The organism is Gordonibacter sp. RACS_AR68, from assembly GCF_030418485.1.
GTDB classification, from domain to species: Bacteria; Actinomycetota; Coriobacteriia; order Coriobacteriales; family Eggerthellaceae; genus Gordonibacter; species Gordonibacter urolithinfaciens.
In genome coordinates this window covers 1,053,227-1,068,558 of the sequence record NZ_JAIPUP010000001.1, presented here as the reverse complement: position 1 = coordinate 1,068,558, position 15,332 = coordinate 1,053,227, and the positions used below count along the sequence as shown (strand labels likewise).

Below are 15,332 nucleotides of genomic sequence, written 5' to 3'. Positions count from 1 at the left end.
GAATTTCCAAAAGTACGAAAAATTCGGTGAAGCGGTCGTTGCTGGCCGGTGGAACGGCGGTACGGGCGGGACGCACACGGGCTGGGAGCCAGCAGGCACACCCGGGCCGTGCGCTCCGCCGCGCGCGGCCTATGCGCCCAGCAAACGGGACAGGCGCTCGACGAGTTGGTCCACGTGCTGCTCCTCGCAGACGAGCGGGGGCAGGAAGCGCAGCGTATGCGGGCCGGTGGCGTTGATGACGAGGCCCTCGCCCAGTGCGCGCAGGACGACGTCGTTCGCATCGACGCCCTCGGCCAGGTCGGCAGCCACCATGAGCCCCAGCCCGCGCACCTCCACGACGTGGGTCAATTCGGCCAGGCGCACGCGCAGGTAGGCGCCTACGCGCTCGACGCGCTCGCCGAAGCCCTCGTCCGCGAGCGTGCACAACGTGGCCTGGGCGGCGACGACTGCCAGGTTGCTGCCGCCGAACGTGGAGCCGTGGTCGCCGGGAGCGAACGAGGCGGCCACGTCGGCGCGGGCCGCGCACATGCCCGCGGGCATGCCCGAGGCCACGCCCTTGGCGATGGTCACGACGTCGGGCACGATGCCGAAGCGCTGGAACGCGAACGGCGTGCCGCAGCGGAAGACGCCCGTCTGCACCTCGTCGCACATGAGCAGCGTGCCGCGCTCCTCGGTGAGGCGGCGCGCCGCCTGCAGGAACTCGGGCGTGCACGGGTGCACGCCGCCCTCGCCCTGCACGCATTCCACCATGACGGCGCAGATCTCGTGGCCGCGCTCGGCGAACAGGGCCTCGAGCGCGGCCACGTCGTTCAGCGGCGTATGGGCGAAGCCGTCGGGCAGCGGCTGGAAGGCCTCCTGCTTGGCGGGCTGGGCCGTGGCGGCCAGCGTGGCCATGGTGCGCCCGTGGAAGCTGCGGTCGAGCGTGACGATGACGCGCGGCGCGGCGGACGCGGCGGCGCGGGCCTCGTCCTCCCCCGCCCCGTCGGCGAGCGCCTGCGCCTCCGCGCGCTTGCGGGCATGCAGGCGCGCCAGCTTGATGGCGCACTCGTTAGCCTCGGCGCCCGAGTTCGCGAAAAAGCTCTGCCAGGGCTCCGCACCGGCAGGAGCGCCGTAGTTGAGCAGGTCGGAAAGGCGGCGCGCCACTTCCCCGCGGCCTTCGATGTAGTAGTAGTTGCTCACATGGATGAGCTTTTCCGCCTGCTGCTGCAGCGCGCGGACGACGGCCGGATGGCAATGCCCCAGGCTAATGACGCCGATGCCGGCGATGAAGTCCAGGTACTCGCGGCCCTTGTCGTCCTCGAGCACCATGCCGCTGCCGCGCACGAACTCGACGGGCTTGCGCCCAAACGTGTGCATGACGTAGCTCTCTTCCAGTTCCTGCTGTTCCTCGAGGCTCATGACGGTCCTTCCGTTCGGTTGCTGCAGAATCCCCCCCCCCCCCGCGCGCGCAAAGCAGGGGGAAGGGCCGACCCCTTCGACGGTCGGCGATGGCGGGCGGTCAGCCGGCGAAGCGCTCGGCAGCGGCTGCCTGCGCGGCCGCCTGCTCGCGGTTCTCCAGCAGCTTGGAGGCAAAGTTGCCCAGGGGGTGGGAGTCGAACTTGCACGCCTCCTCCGTGGAGTGCATGGTGGTGCCCACGCCGGTGCTGGTCAGGAGCTCGAGCAGCAGCGAGTGCGGCGTGGTGCCGTTCAGGATGTGCGCGCGGAACACGCCGGCGTCGAGCGCGGTGACGCACGACTTCAGCTTGGGTATCATGCCGGTGGACACCACGTTGTTCTCGATCATGTACTGGGCCTCGAAGAGCGTGAGGTTAGAGATGAGCGAGTCCTTGTTCTCGAAGTTCTCGTAAAGGCCGTCCACGTCGGTGAGGAACACCACCTTGTGCGCGCCGATGGCGGCCGCGATGTGGCCCGCCACCATGTCGGCGTTCACGTTGTAGAAGCCGCCGTCCTCGCCGAGCGCGACCGACGCGACCACGGGGATGTAGTCGGCGTTCACGAGGTCGTCGAGCAGCGGGCGGTTGATGCGCGTGATGTGGCCCACGCGGCCCAGGTCGGGGCTGGCCTGCTCGGCCACGATGACGCCCGCGTCGGCGCCGGACACGCCCACGGCGAAGTTGCCGTGCTCGTTCAGGGCCTCCACGAGCTCCTGGTTCACCTTGCCCATGAGCACGGTGCGCACGAGGTCCATGGCCTCGGGCGTGGTGACGCGCTGGCCGTCCTTGAACTCCACGGGCAGGTTCACGAACTCCATGGCCTCGGTGATGGCCTTGCCGCCGCCGTGCACGATGACGGGGTTCACGCCAACGATCTTCAGCAGCACGATGTCGTTCATGACGTCGGCGCGCAGCTGCGCGTCGACCATGGCGGAGCCGCCGTACTTGATGACGACGGTCTTGCCGGTGATGTTCTTGATCCAGGGAAGGGCCTCGACGAGCACTTCCGCGGCTTTGTGAGATACGCCTTTCGGGCGCGTGTCCTTTGCGTACTTCATGAGCGGTAATCTCCGTTGATCGTGACGTAATCGTGACTGAAATCGCAGGTCCAAACCGTGGTGGCGGCATCGCCGGCGCCGAGGTCGACGTCGATTGCGATTTCGGGGTTCTCGAAGCGGCGGAGCGCCTCATCCTCGTCGAAGGGGACAGTGAGCCCGCCGCGGCACACGGGCAGGCCCATGATGTCGATGGCGGCGTCCTCTTGGCGGAAGGCGGCGCCCGACTTGCCGATGGCCATGGCCACGCGGCCCCAGTTGGCGTCATGGCCGTACACGGCCGTCTTGACCAGCGGGGAGTTCGCGACGGCGCGCGCGGCGGCGTCGGCGTCGGCCGGCGTGGCGGCGCCCGTCACGTTCACGGTGACGAGGCGCGTGGCGCCCTCGCCGTCGGCGGCCATCTGGCGCGCGAGGTTCTGGCACACGGCGTCGAGCGCCTGCTCGAAGCGGGCGAGCGCCGGGGAATCCGGGTGGAAGGGAACAGTGCTCGACGTGGCGCCGCCATTGGAGAACAGGAAGCACGAGTCGTTCGTGGACGTGTCGGAATCGACCGTGACCTTGTTGAAGCTCACGCCCACCGCGCGGGAGAGGGCGGCGTGCAGCGCGTCGGGGCGCACCGGCGCATCGGTGGTGAGCACGGCTATCATGGTGGCCATGTTCGGCATGATCATGCCCGAGCCCTTCGCCATGCCGCCCACCGTGAACGTGCAGCCGTCGTAGCCGATGCCGTCGCCCGAGAACGTGACCGCCGCCTCCTTCGGGCGTGTGTCGGTGGTCATGATGGCGCGCGCCGCGTTGGCGCCGCCGCTGACCACCGAGAGCTCGAGGGCGGCGAGGGGGATGCCCGCGGCGAACGGCTCGAGCGGCAGATGCTCGCCGATCACGCCGGTGGAGGCCACCATCACCTCGGCGGGCGCGCAGCCGAGGACGTCGCTAGCGATATCAGCGGTTTCGCGGGCGGCCGCGAGCCCGCGCTCCCCCGTGGCGGCGTTCGCGTTGCCGGAGTTCACGACCACGGCCTGCGCGATGCCGTAGCCGCAGTCCTCCAAATGCTCGCGGGACACCGCGACGGGCGCCGCGCAGAACACGTTCTGGGTGAACACGGCCGCGCATGCGCACGGCTTGTCAGCGGCCACGAGCGCAAGGTCGAGGCGGTTGGGATCTTTGCGGAAGCCTGCATGGACGCCGGCCGCGCGGAATCCGCGCGCCGAGGTGACGCCGCCGCCCTCGACAACCGCGAGGGCGTCGGGAAGCTGCGCGGCGGTTTCCGCGCGCAGCGGCGTTACGCTGCTGGTGGATGACGGGGCGGATGCGGCATGCGTGTCGGTCATGGCGGCTTCTTTCTGGTTGCGTTGCTTAGGCTGTTCGCTAGCGGGTTCCTTCGATCAGACGGGTACGGCGACGGCGTCGAAGCCTCGTCGCTCGGGCAGGCCGCAGACGATGTTCGCGCACTGCACGGCCTGAGCGGCCGCGCCTTTTCCCAGGTTATCGATGGCGCACACGGCGACGAGCATGCGCGCCGGCGCGTTCACGGCAAGGCCGATATGGGCGTTGTTCGTGCCGGCGACCGAGGACGTCTTCGGCAGGGAGCCGGCGTCGAGCACGTGCACGAAGGGGCTCTCGCGGTAGAAGGCGCGGTACTGGTCGATGTAGAAGGCCGCGTCATCGGGCGCGTCGGGCGCGAGCGGGATGTTCGCCGTGGAGAGCAGCCCGCGGTTCAGCGGGGCGAGGTGCGGCGTGAACACGAGGCGCCCCTGCCCTGCGATGCCGAGGATCTGCTCGATCTCGGGCGTGTGGCGGTGCGTGCCCACGCCGTAGGCCTCCAGGTTCTCGTCGGCGAAGCAGAAGTGCGTGCGCGCCGTGGCCTTCTTGCCCGCGCCCGTGACGCCCGAGATGGCATCGACGACGATGGTGCCGCCTGGAGCCGCGAGGCCGGCGCGGATTGCGGGCGCCGCCGCGAGCGAGGTTGCCGTGGGATAGCAGCCGGCGCAGGCGACGAACGCGGGCTCGCCGTTGGCGCGGGCGCGGGCTGCGCGCGCCAAGTCATCGGGGAAAAGCTCGGGCAGGCCGAATGCCGCGCGGGCCAGAAGCTCGGTTGCCGTGTGCGGGGTGTTGTACCATTGCTCGTAGACGGCGGGGTCCTTGAGGCGAAAGTCGGCCGAGAGGTCGACGACGGTCGCGCCGCCTGCCACGAGGCGCGGCGCCATGGCGAGCGCCGCCGTGTGCGGCACGGCCAGGAACACGAGCTCGCATGAGTCGAGCGCCGGGTCGTCGTGCGTGGCGAAGGCGAGGTCGGTGGCGCCGGCGAAGCCGGGGTACTCGTCGGTCACGCGCGTGCCGGCCAGCTCGTTGGACGTGGCGACCACGAGTTCGAGGTCGGGATGGCGCAGCACGAGGCGCACCAGCTCGATGCCCGCAAACCCCGCCGCACCCACGATACCCGTCTTGATGGCCATGTCGATCCCTCGCTTGCTTGTTGCGCCGGACGTGTTGTCCAACCTGCCGGGCGCGAAGCTACTTTCGTGCACCTGCACAAAAACGCGCCACGACATCATTACGGATCATCGTAAGAAAGAACCACCGGTTTGACAAGGTGGGAAATGAAATAGTTACATGAAGACCGGGAGCGTGGTTGTGAGAGTTGATTGTTTGAAGCCGACCCCGACCTCAACGTCCATGAGCTCATGCACCTGTTCCGCGGCTGGCCGGACATGCCGTGGTGCGCAGACAAGCGCGACTCGCTCGCCAATTGGATAAGCCTCGCCCAAAGAAGCGGCGTCTTCGAGATGAAGCGGCAGCCAAGACCCTGAAGCGCAACCGCGAAGGTGTGCCGAACAGTTATAAGCTCAACAAAACCAACGTCACCGCCGGGGGGCTCAACAGCCCCATCAAGGCGATGAAGCGGATGAGCCACGGATCAAGACCTTCAAACGCATGAGGAGGTGCTGCCTGCTCTCGCTTGGCTACATGCGCATCATCAAGCGCGGCATAAGGCTCAACGGGGTGAAGTTCGAGGATCTAAGACTCTAGCAAATCATCCTTGCAAACCAGGAGGTGAGGCTCTTGAGCAAAACTGCGCTTCTGCGCCAAGGGAAGCTGATGCGTATGGCCTAGACGCGCCCCGAAGGCACTGAAAATAATGCTTGCAAAAAACTGCCTTGTCAAAGGCGCAAATCGTTGTGCCAGATTTGGATTTGAACAGGGGTTTTGGTTGTCAAAGAATCAATCAATTTCAAAAGTTTTGCCTGATGGCGAGTTGATTATCGTAGTTTGTTCAGAACCAACTCCCAGATCACGAATTTTTCTTGCAGGGATTCCCGCCCATATCTCGTTGTCCCCTGTTGAGCGGGTTAGCACGGCATTTGCGGCAATCACCGTGTTTTTTCCAACGACGAGTTCATCTTCGCTGCAAATAATCTTGCATCCAGCACACAAGATTGCTCCCATTTTAACCGTAAAGCGCAAGCGCGATTCAGCATGATAGTCGAGCCAAATATTCCCTCTACCAATAGTCACGTTTTGATAGACCTTGACGTAGTCTTCGAGGGTTGTGTCTGGATGCAAAACGGTCCCCAAAGCGTTGTGCGGGAACGAAACCCTATGGCCGATTTTAACGCTGCGCGGAATATCGGCGCCTCTTCGCAATACCATTCGTTGAGCAAGATGCCCAATAATGGGATACCGATAAAGACGCACGAGGGCAGAAACTGAGAACATGCAAGCCTACTTTTTTATTAGTGATCCTATAATCGCTCTATGGCTCGTGCTATGCCTCGCTAATACAGCGAGAAGCGCTCCAAAAACTATCAGCCCAAAGATGATTTCAAGAACTAAAAGAAGCGGGGGGCTCACCTTGCCAATCGACAGAACCCGAGCTAAGACCTTCACCGAGATGCACATCAAAACCCCGATCCCAAGGTACGGGAGAGAATCGGAAACATATTGTTTTATATCCAAATACTTTCTAGCTGAAGCAGTAAGCATTACGCAAACGAGCAATTCTGTTGCTATAGTCACCAATGCAGCGCCCCGCGCATTCCACCTCGGAATCGCCCATAGATTTAGCATGATGTTGAAGACCGCGCCCACCGCAACCGAGGAAATATACTGTTTGTCTAATCTTTTCGGAATTAAGTATTGTTCCCTGATCACTGAGGCCCAAGCAATCATCGGCACGGTCACGCTCATAACAACGAGCAGATATCCCGTCTCTGTATAATTGTCGCCAAAATAGACCACTGCAAATAGATCGCCTGTAGCAATCAAGCCGAACATGAGACAAATCGCAATAATCATCGAAAAGGACATGGTCGAGCGGATGAACTTGACCCCCTTTCGTTCTTCGCCCGTCGATATTAAATACGACATCCTCGGAAGTACCACCGCCCCAAGCGCGGAAATCACGCCTAGAGGAACCATGATGATTTTGTCCGCGCAATCGAAAAAACCGAGTTGGGCGCTGCTTGAAAGCAAGCCGATGAGAATCTTGTCCAACACCCTATATACGCTTGTAGCAATCAGGGGAACGAACAAAATCACACTTGGTTTTAAATGCCGTATCAGCTTACAAAACTTTGGGATGTGGAAACTTGCGATATGCTTCTTCACATAGGGCCACAGCACCACCTGAGAAATAAAGTATCCGAGCGACATTATCGCGACATATAACCAAACATCGTCACGACCTTTAATGAATACAAAGATGCAGAAAGCGGTTAAGCACTTTATTACTGAATTGCGAACAACTGTAATCTTGAAATCCTCTTCGCCCCTGAATAGCCAAGTTACATCCAAAGCGGTTGACAAAATGTAAAGTATCCATATTGCACTAAGCGAATCACCAAATAGGAAAAGATAGACCAAATACAAGGCGAGTGCAAACCCAGCCGTAAGAAGCTGGGTAAAAAAGAGCTCCCAAAACAACTGATCTTTCGTAGCCTGCAGATCCCTGACTGAGGCAATACTCCTGGTCCCATAGCGCAGCATTCCCAGCGTCGCAAACATTCCAAAGTAATATGCAACATTATAAGAATATGAATAGGCCCCAATTCCGTCTGGACCCAGAATACGGGAAAGATAGGGTGCCGTGATTAGAGGAATTGCAAAAGCAAGCACTTCATACGCTAGGCTGAAGGCAAAGTTCTTTTTAATGCTTGGTGACAAGCAGTTTTCTTTCTTTTGCTTTTCGAAGAAACGTGAGGATGCCCGTTTTGCATGCCAACCCCTTGACGGCTTCGATGCAATAGTCCGAAAGCTTAATAGGCAGATAGCTCTGAACCACCGAAGAAAAAGAGTTTGAAAGAATTTGAGAGTAAAAGGAATCCGATCGCGGATGCTTCGGGGTGCAGCCCTCTATCATCTTGCCATTTAACTGCTCGCCCATCCCTCTATCAATTGCCGAAAAAACGACCTCTTCTTTTCCAAGCTCAAGTAACAGCTTCTCGCCCTTCTTCGTATTAACTAAAACACTTGTATGGCCAAGATCATCATCGTTGTCTCCAGTCAGCTCACAATACCGCCCGCAATCAAAGAGCGTTATGTCGGAATAGCGTCGCCTTCCCTTGAACTTACATTCGTTGCAAGATTTCCTGTGAGCGATGCCAGAAAAGAAAGCTCGCAAATACGGGTCGATTCTTCCGCTTTTGCTATAAACTCCGCTCTCATAGACAACTCTCATTGTGCTCATATGATACCCGTAAGTCTTGTTGCGAAATCTTATTGACTCGATTCGCCCAAATTGCATATCTGACAAATATTGCCGCCAGGCCATAGGCGAAGCGACCCCGTGGCAAACCAAGTCAACAAGAAAAAGGCTCGCATTGTCGCCGAAGGCAGTTTTTACTGCGGCCGTCTGGCACGGCAAGCCGGTGAAGAGAACGGGGATATTTTGTTCCAAGTTTTTCTTAATACTGGCGAACACCTTGTTCGTCAAGCTGCTTTGAACATACTTAGATCCACGACACCTCATCACTTCCTCAGCAGTATGGCACTCGATATGTTCAACAGCCCATTCGTCAGAAAAAGCAGCGCCGTACGAAACACCACCGAGCGCCATCATCGAATTCGCGAGATGGAGATGCATTCCGCCCCCGGTTGATGCGACCAAGTTTTCACTGACGCCCGATTGTGCAACAAGCCCAATATCGAGATAATCTGAAACCGGAGGGTTGATTGATGGACAATCAGCCAAACACTTGCCGCAAGCTATGCAATTATTTCCAACAGCCGGAAGAATAAAGCCTCTTTCGTTTTCTTTCATTTCAACGCAGCGCATCGGACAGACGAACGAGCACAACCCGCACCCCGAGCAACTTGATTCATCCATAATGGAAACGTTCGACCTACAGACCATCGACAGCTTCTTTCAAAAAATTCCAAGAATCGCAACGCCAATTGTCTAGACTCTCATCAACGGTTGCAAAATCAACCACCAAGCTTTCAAGACGCCCCGGATCCGCATGATCCATCAAGCAGCAGCGGAGATCTAGCTGAGAGAACAGACTGTCTATTCGTGTGTTTCTGCTATTACCCCCATCGATATCACGATAGAAGGTCGCAAACTTTTTATGATGAATAAGCGAAAACACTGTTCCATGAAAAGAGTCCGTCAGAACATAATTCGCATGCCGTATCAGATTTACAAAATCGTCAGGATTGGCCGAGTAAAAATCAAAGTCATTGATAAGATCGTCTTCGTCAAGATGATAACGCCAATCTTTCAGCATCACCACCGGAAGTCCCGTCCTCTTTTTGAGCTCAGCAGCCATACGCCTTGACTCAGGATTGATGCCCAAGAAATAGCACAGGATATAATCCCCTTCGACGATCCTTTTTTCGGGAATGATATTGAGCCATCCAGCCTGATCGAACAGCAGAGTGGGATCAACGACCAGTTTTGGCTTGACATCGCCGCCCGTAACGCTGGCCACTATTTCAATCCCACTTTTTTCCCGAACACTCAAATAATCGATTTTGGATATGAATCGCGCGGCCCTAGCGGCAGAAGACTTCGGCATTGAGGAAATGCCGAAGCTGGTCGCATATGAGATTCGCCTGACCCCCTCAGAAGCGAATTCAAGAGTGTAAAAACCAGAGCTATACCCAGAAGGCAACCACAGTTGATCGCTGCCAACCAAGACTGCATCATACTTTTTTGAGCCATCTTGCAAGGCAGAGTACCCTTCGTATACGGGGCTTAGTTTGGTGAATCTACGATCACAGTATTCTCCAAAGGATTCGGATCTCAGTTCTTGTTTCGCCTTCTGAGCGCTATGTTTGCTTAAATACGCTCTCCACTTAAGTTCTGCGGTTAAGCCCAGCCAAGCATCTGCAGTAATAACCTTATGAGCGATCTGGACAACTCTTAGGGGGGAAATTTTCTTTTTGTACCTGATGAGCTCGTACTCAACTTCCAGAGCATCAATGGCTTTGCATGTGGCAAGAGCCTGGAGCATACTCCCGAAATTATGGTTGCTATAGCATGCGCAAAGTCCAAGCTTAGGCACGTTCACAAGCCTCTCTATCTATATTGGCTTTCATAGCGGTCATAAAAGCAACGAGCAATGTGATCATCTGCATCGAAAAAATCGACCCAGAAGCAGTAGTCGAGATGAGAATCGCCGCGATCATCGTAAGCGATAGGACCAGCATCCCCGAGGCAATCCCTAAACGATAAAAGTCGACTACGAGCATGATTAGCAGAAGAAGCCAAATGATCAGTCCTAAAAAGCCAAACTGAGCCAACACGACAGGCCAAAATGTATCTGTTAAGTAGCTAGGATTATTTGGAGCCAATCCGTAGACGTTTTGCAAGCCGTATTGATAGTAAAGTGGGGAATAAATTGTCTTCGTGACTCCCGACCCGAAAGAAGCGAAACCAGCACCCAAAGGGAAAAAGTTTTGAAACACTGAAAGAGCAGTTGTCATCAGGTGACCTCGCGCAGACTCGGAAGCGCTACCGTAATACACGGACATCTGCGCTTGCCCGACGAGGAAAGCAGAAACCGATCCTACACCAATTACGACAAAGGGAGCGCGCGTAGACCCCTTTCTTACAAATATAATAATCAGAACGATCACCAATGCAAGCGCTACCCACCTGCTTCGTAGAGACATCGCCATCAGAATCAAAGCGATACCGATATATTTTTTCCACCCGTTACTGGCATCCGAATAAATAAACGCCATACAAGCAAGAGAGAGGGTGACCATATGAGTAGGATGAATAAATACAAATTGGAAAGCCTTCAAGCCGTAGCGCATCTCATATGTCATTCCAATGTCTACGAATTGATTAATCGCCAAGCATGCAAGCATCAATACTAAAAGGACCTTGCTCTCTCTGGCCATATAGCTAACGAAATAAGAAGTGTTTCCGAGAATAGATTTCAGGGCAAAGTAAATGATAAAGAACTTTGAGCAAGCTAATATATCGACCAGAATAAAAAAAGTATCGGAAACTATGCCAGAAAGAAAGTTTCCAAAAAGCCCAATAACGACGATCGCAAATAACAGGCACAGCGCGATCTTCATTTCCCTCGTAAAACGAGATTTGCGCATCGCCATGGAAAAGAACAGAGAAAGGAGCGAGGATACCGCCAAAATCTCATCATAATAAGAAAAAGGAGGCAGAATTATCTCGATGATCGGCTGGAATAGCAGTAAGTTAAAGGCAATCAGAGCTAAAAGCTCAATGCAAGTCATGTCATGTTTAAACTTGTTAGGTATTCTGCTCAGCATCGTCATCCAGCAATCTCAAATACAAATTAGCTAACTGCGTATGGACAACCTTGTTGTCAAGTTTGCCTAAAACATACTCTTGGTTTGCATCCGCCATCTGATAAGCTCGATCTTGATCAACAAGCAGTTCCTCGAGGGCACAAGCCAAGGCGCTTACATCACCTGGCCCGATCAGCACACTACCCGCACGGCATACTTCTTCGGGTATACCCCCAACACAGGTACTGACCACGGCATTGCCAGCAGCCATCGCCTCAATGATCGAGACGGGAAAGCCTTCATCGTACGAGGGCAGAACCATGATGGAGGATGACGAGAGGATGTCCTGGACTTTTTCCTCGCCAAGCCATCCAGTGAATTGCGTACTTTGCGAAACACCAGCAACCTTGGCCGCTTCTTGCAGCTTTTCAATTTCTCCATCACCCGCAAACGTGCAGAAGAACCTCATCCCCTTACTCTGTAGCATGCCCAATGCCTTAATTAAGTCGTACGCGCCTTTGCGAACGCCAAGGCGTCCTACAAAAGCGATGCTTGCCGGAAATCCGTGCTTAAAGTTCGATTTCGCGCAGTCTATCGAGTTATTTATTACAACAACGTTTTTCAGATCGAGAGTGTTTTCAAAAAAACATTTCCATGAATTTGAAAGAACTATCACCGCGTCTGCTTGCGAAAAACTATGCCGAAGGCGTTTCTGCCCCCGTTCGCTTAATGACGCAAAAAACTTTTTGTATTCGGCACCATGTACATGATAAACAACTCGAGATCCCTTGAGTTTCGCGGCTTTCCCATACAAAAGTTTTCTCCAGGTACTCGAATATGATGCAATATGTATATGGCATATGTCAGCTTTCAAAGGCTTAATGATAAAGCGCATATACTGCACCCCGGTGAAGAAAAGCCGAGATGCAAGACTTCCGTCCCTGCAAGAGGGAAACTCTAAAATTGTGAAGCGGGAAGCTAAGGTTTCGCTTTTACTCAATGACCGAATAACCGACGCCATTCCGCCGGACGCGCGGGAGCTATCTGGGCCTATCATTAAAATTTTATACATAAAGAGTCCGCACTTGTTCTGGCAGTACCAAGCAATCGCCAAGATATCTATCTAATGGATCGCGAAGCTTATCTTCCTTGCTATGGAAAGGATCAAACCCCCCGCCTGTGTAAAAAGTGAGTTCACCAAAGAAAGGCTTTCCTTCAATGCAGTACCAATCGACACGAACGTGAGGGAAGCTTTCGGATAAACTTTGCGACAGCGTCAGCATTTCTTCAAAACCGTCCGGCTTAGCAAGCAGCTCGCCTTCTGGCACATGGCTGACATGCCAATCGCCGTAAGACTCCCAAGCAGGTGAAAAGAACTGCTCTTTGTGGTTTTCAAAACGATCGGCGTCGCACTGGATCATCTTACAGACACCATCAAAGCAATAAAACTTATAATCATTAGGCGTTGCTCGTTCTCGATCTCTCAGATACTCCTCGACAATGATGCGAGGCTTCACGCCCTTGTACGCCCATTCGCGTCCTTGCCAGTACCAATTGCGCTTGAGCGCCGTCTCTAATCCACGAGCCGCCGCCCCGAAATCGAAGGTCGCTTTGTCTATGCAGATGTGAGCGCTCTGGGAATCGTGTGTACACTTGACGACAAATTCATTAGGCAAGTCGGCACCGAGGAACTCTTCAACAGTATTATAGACGCCAATAAGCGGTACCAAATACTGCGAACCGATCCGCTTTTCGACGAAGTCACGCACTTTGCACTTGTCCACAAGAGAAACCATGCGAGGATCTTGACAGTTGAGCTTCATCCACTGCAGTTTCTCATTGAACGTCGACGGCTCGTCGATATTCGGTAAGCCGCCGAACTTTGCACAGTAGTAAATCTTGATGTACTGCCTGTCGGGAAGGAACCTGAGGCTGTTCTTCAAGGATAGCATGAAGCGTTTCTTGAGCCTCATACGCGCCTTCCTTCGAGCACGTCCGCTATCCGCGCGCTGGCATGACCATCTCCGTATGGGTTAGACGCATGGCTCATGGCCAAATAAACCCTCTCGTCGGAAAGCAGGCGATCGAATTCGCGGCAAATTGCGTCTTCTTGGGTACCTACAAGCTTCAAAGTCCCAGCCTCCACGCCCTCGGGACGCTCGGTGGTATCGCGCATGACGAGCACGGGCTTGCCGAGCGAGGGAGCCTCCTCCTGGATGCCGCCCGAGTCGGTCAGGACGAGATGGCAGCGCGCGAGCAGGTTGTGGAAGTCGAGAACCTCCAAGGGCTCGATCATCCGCAGGCGGTCGAAGCCGTCGAGCTCCGCGTGGGCGGCCTCGTGCACAAGAGGGTTCATATGAACGGGATAGACCGCCTTGACGTCGGGACGCTCCTCCATCACGCGCCGGATGGCGCGGAACATGGAGCGCCACCAGCTCCGCGTCGCAGTCCGTGCCGACGACCTCCACCCCGTGCGCCGCGAACATGAGCGCCGTGGGGAGTCCTATGTAACCGAGGCCAATTACGTTGATCACTGCACAACTTCCTTCTTGCTTTTATTCTTGCATTTGCATACGTATCGGACGAACGAGACGTTCCCCACGACGTACCTGCGCCAAAGGCGGCCGGGCTCCTGGACGAAGCGGTAGAGCCATTCAAGGCCGCGATCCTGCATCCACTTGGGAGCCCGGGAGGTCACCCCGGCCACGACGTCGAAGCTCCCGCCAACGCCCATGACGAAGGGGACGCCCAGCGCCTCAAGGTGCTCGTGCGCCCAGTACTCCTTCTTCGGAGACGAAAAGCCCAGAAAGAGCATGTCCGCTCCCGAAGCCGCAATGTCGGCAACGATGCCGGGCACGTCCGATTCGTCGAAGTAGCCGTTGCGGTAGCCCACGATGCCGAGCCCCGGATGCCTCCTCTTGAGCTCGTCCCGCACGCCGAGCACCGACTCCTCCTTCGCCCCCAAGAGATAGATTCCGTAGCCCTTCTCAGCCGCAACCTCGACGAGGCGCAGAAACAGGTCTATCCCCGCGACGCGCTCCTTCAAAGGGACATTCAGCTGCCGCGCAGCCCACACGATGGAGGCTCCGTCAGCGTTGACGAGGGGGCAGGCGTTCACGATCTCGGCTAGCCTCGGATCCTCGCGCATGAGGTTGATTTTGGAGGCGTTCAGCACAACGTGCTGGGTGGGGACCCCTGCGGCGACGATCTTCTCCACCTCCGAGACGGTCTCCTCGAGGGAGAGCGCGTTCACGAACGCGTTGAGGATCGGGTAGCGCTCCGGCGCCTCGTAGCGAGCTTTCATGGAGGGCATCTAGCACGCCCCCTTGCCAGTGAACATCACAACCACGGTGCGGGCGATCACCTTGAGGTCGGTCGCAACGCCGCACTCCTCGATGTACTTGAGGTCGAGGTCGACCATGTCGTCGAAGGTCGTGTCGCTGCGGCCACTCACCTGCCAGTAGCCTGTGAGGCCGGGCTTGACGGATAGGCGGCGCATCGCGCGCTCGTCGTACTGGGCGACCTCATTCGGGAGCGGTGGGCGAGGCCCGACGCAGGAGAGCTGGCCGAACAGGCAGTTCAGGAACTGAGGGAGCTCGTCGATGGAGTGCCTGCGGATGAACCTGCCTATTCGCGTCACGCGCGGGTCGTCCTTAATCTTGAACAGCGGGCCGTCGGCCTCGTTCAGGTCCTCGAGGTCGGCCAGACGCTCGTCGGCGTCCTTGTGCATGCTCCTGAACTTGTACATGTCGAACGTCTCCACCTCGCCGCTTTTGCCGATGCGGCCCACGCGCTTCTGGGAGTAGATGGGGTTGCCGGGGCTCTCGATGCGAATGGCCAGACACAGCAGAAGCGACGGGACCAGCAGCACGACTATCACGCAGAGGGAGAACGCGATATCGAACGCCCGCTTCAGGAAGCGGTACGCGAGCCGGCCCTCATCGCGCGGGGCGGCTAGCACGGGCCCCTCGGCCTCGATAACGAGCTCCGGCGCGAGGAACGCCACGTCGGACGCCTCGAGGGCTCCTTCCCCGTCGACCGCCATCGCACTTTCTTCGATGGTCACGCGGCCGCCTTTGCTTGGCGGACTGTTTCGTGCATGCAAAGCACGGCTACTTCGTCTAGC

Annotated in this window: 15 protein-coding genes; 1 reads left to right on the top strand and 14 read right to left on the bottom strand. The window is 56.8% G+C overall.

The features are described from left to right. Positions 1-129: 129 nt before the first annotated feature. The 4 genes from K9U15_RS04635 to argC form a co-directional block, all read right to left on the bottom strand. Positions 130-1,398, bottom strand: coding sequence for an aspartate aminotransferase family protein (locus tag K9U15_RS04635; protein WP_301155671.1), 1,269 nt, complete (start codon positions 1,396-1,398; stop codon positions 130-132). Positions 1,399-1,498: 100 nt separating this feature from the next. Further along, positions 1,499-2,491, bottom strand: a complete 993-nt coding sequence (gene argB, locus K9U15_RS04630; protein WP_154248320.1) for an acetylglutamate kinase — start codon at positions 2,489-2,491, stop codon at positions 1,499-1,501. Next, complete coding sequence (gene argJ, locus K9U15_RS04625) at positions 2,488-3,819, bottom strand: bifunctional glutamate N-acetyltransferase/amino-acid acetyltransferase ArgJ (protein WP_301155670.1); 1,332 nt, start codon at positions 3,817-3,819, stop codon at positions 2,488-2,490. The genes argB and argJ overlap by 4 nt, the downstream gene beginning before the upstream one ends. A gap of 54 nt (positions 3,820-3,873) precedes the next feature. Next, a complete protein-coding gene (argC, locus tag K9U15_RS04620) occupies positions 3,874-4,944 on the bottom strand; it encodes an N-acetyl-gamma-glutamyl-phosphate reductase (protein ID WP_096227129.1) in 1,071 nt (356 codons plus the stop codon). 260 nt (positions 4,945-5,204) lie between these two features. On the opposite strand from argC, the gene K9U15_RS14510 reads away from it, so the two are divergent. After that, positions 5,205-5,426, top strand: coding sequence for a transposase (locus K9U15_RS14510; protein ID WP_157780541.1), 222 nt, complete (start codon positions 5,205-5,207; stop codon positions 5,424-5,426). 284 nt (positions 5,427-5,710) lie between these two features. On the opposite strand, the gene K9U15_RS04615 is transcribed toward K9U15_RS14510, so the two are convergent. From K9U15_RS04615 to K9U15_RS04570, 10 genes are all read right to left on the bottom strand, one after another. Continuing rightward, a complete protein-coding gene (locus K9U15_RS04615) occupies positions 5,711-6,205 on the bottom strand; it encodes a hypothetical protein (RefSeq protein ID WP_123649880.1) in 495 nt (164 codons plus the stop codon). A 6-nt stretch (positions 6,206-6,211) separates the two neighbouring features. Beyond that, complete coding sequence (locus tag K9U15_RS04610; protein ID WP_096227130.1) at positions 6,212-7,651, bottom strand: oligosaccharide flippase family protein; 1,440 nt, start codon at positions 7,649-7,651, stop codon at positions 6,212-6,214. After that, the gene (locus K9U15_RS04605; RefSeq protein ID WP_161959450.1) at positions 7,635-8,813 is read right to left on the bottom strand and encodes a Coenzyme F420 hydrogenase/dehydrogenase, beta subunit C-terminal domain; all 1,179 of its coding nucleotides are present in this window, start codon (positions 8,811-8,813) and stop codon (positions 7,635-7,637) included. The genes K9U15_RS04610 and K9U15_RS04605 overlap by 17 nt, the downstream gene beginning before the upstream one ends. Before the next feature lie 16 nt (positions 8,814-8,829). Next, positions 8,830-9,999 carry a polysaccharide pyruvyl transferase family protein gene (locus tag K9U15_RS04600; RefSeq protein ID WP_301155669.1) on the bottom strand — a complete coding sequence of 390 codons (1,170 nt, stop codon included), beginning with the start codon at positions 9,997-9,999 and terminating at the stop codon, positions 8,830-8,832. Further along, on the bottom strand, positions 9,986-11,191 hold the full coding sequence (locus K9U15_RS04595; protein ID WP_096227133.1) for a hypothetical protein: 1,206 nt from the start codon (positions 11,189-11,191) through the stop codon (positions 9,986-9,988). The genes K9U15_RS04600 and K9U15_RS04595 overlap by 14 nt, the downstream gene beginning before the upstream one ends. A gap of 16 nt (positions 11,192-11,207) precedes the next feature. Then, on the bottom strand, positions 11,208-12,227 hold the full coding sequence (locus tag K9U15_RS04590; protein ID WP_227115053.1) for a glycosyltransferase family 4 protein: 1,020 nt from the start codon (positions 12,225-12,227) through the stop codon (positions 11,208-11,210). Between the two features lie 43 nt (positions 12,228-12,270). Next, a complete protein-coding gene (locus K9U15_RS04585; protein WP_096227136.1) occupies positions 12,271-13,179 on the bottom strand; it encodes an ATP-grasp fold amidoligase family protein in 909 nt (302 codons plus the stop codon). Then, complete coding sequence (locus K9U15_RS04580) at positions 13,176-13,628, bottom strand: UDP-N-acetylglucosamine 2-epimerase (protein WP_301155668.1); 453 nt, start codon at positions 13,626-13,628, stop codon at positions 13,176-13,178. The genes K9U15_RS04585 and K9U15_RS04580 overlap by 4 nt, the downstream gene beginning before the upstream one ends. A 108-nt stretch (positions 13,629-13,736) precedes the next feature. Next, positions 13,737-14,519, bottom strand: coding sequence for a WecB/TagA/CpsF family glycosyltransferase (locus K9U15_RS04575; protein ID WP_301155667.1), 783 nt, complete (start codon positions 14,517-14,519; stop codon positions 13,737-13,739). After that, positions 14,520-15,272, bottom strand: coding sequence for a sugar transferase (locus tag K9U15_RS04570; protein WP_301155666.1), 753 nt, complete (start codon positions 15,270-15,272; stop codon positions 14,520-14,522). It lies immediately after the preceding gene. Positions 15,273-15,332: the final 60 nt, after the last annotated feature.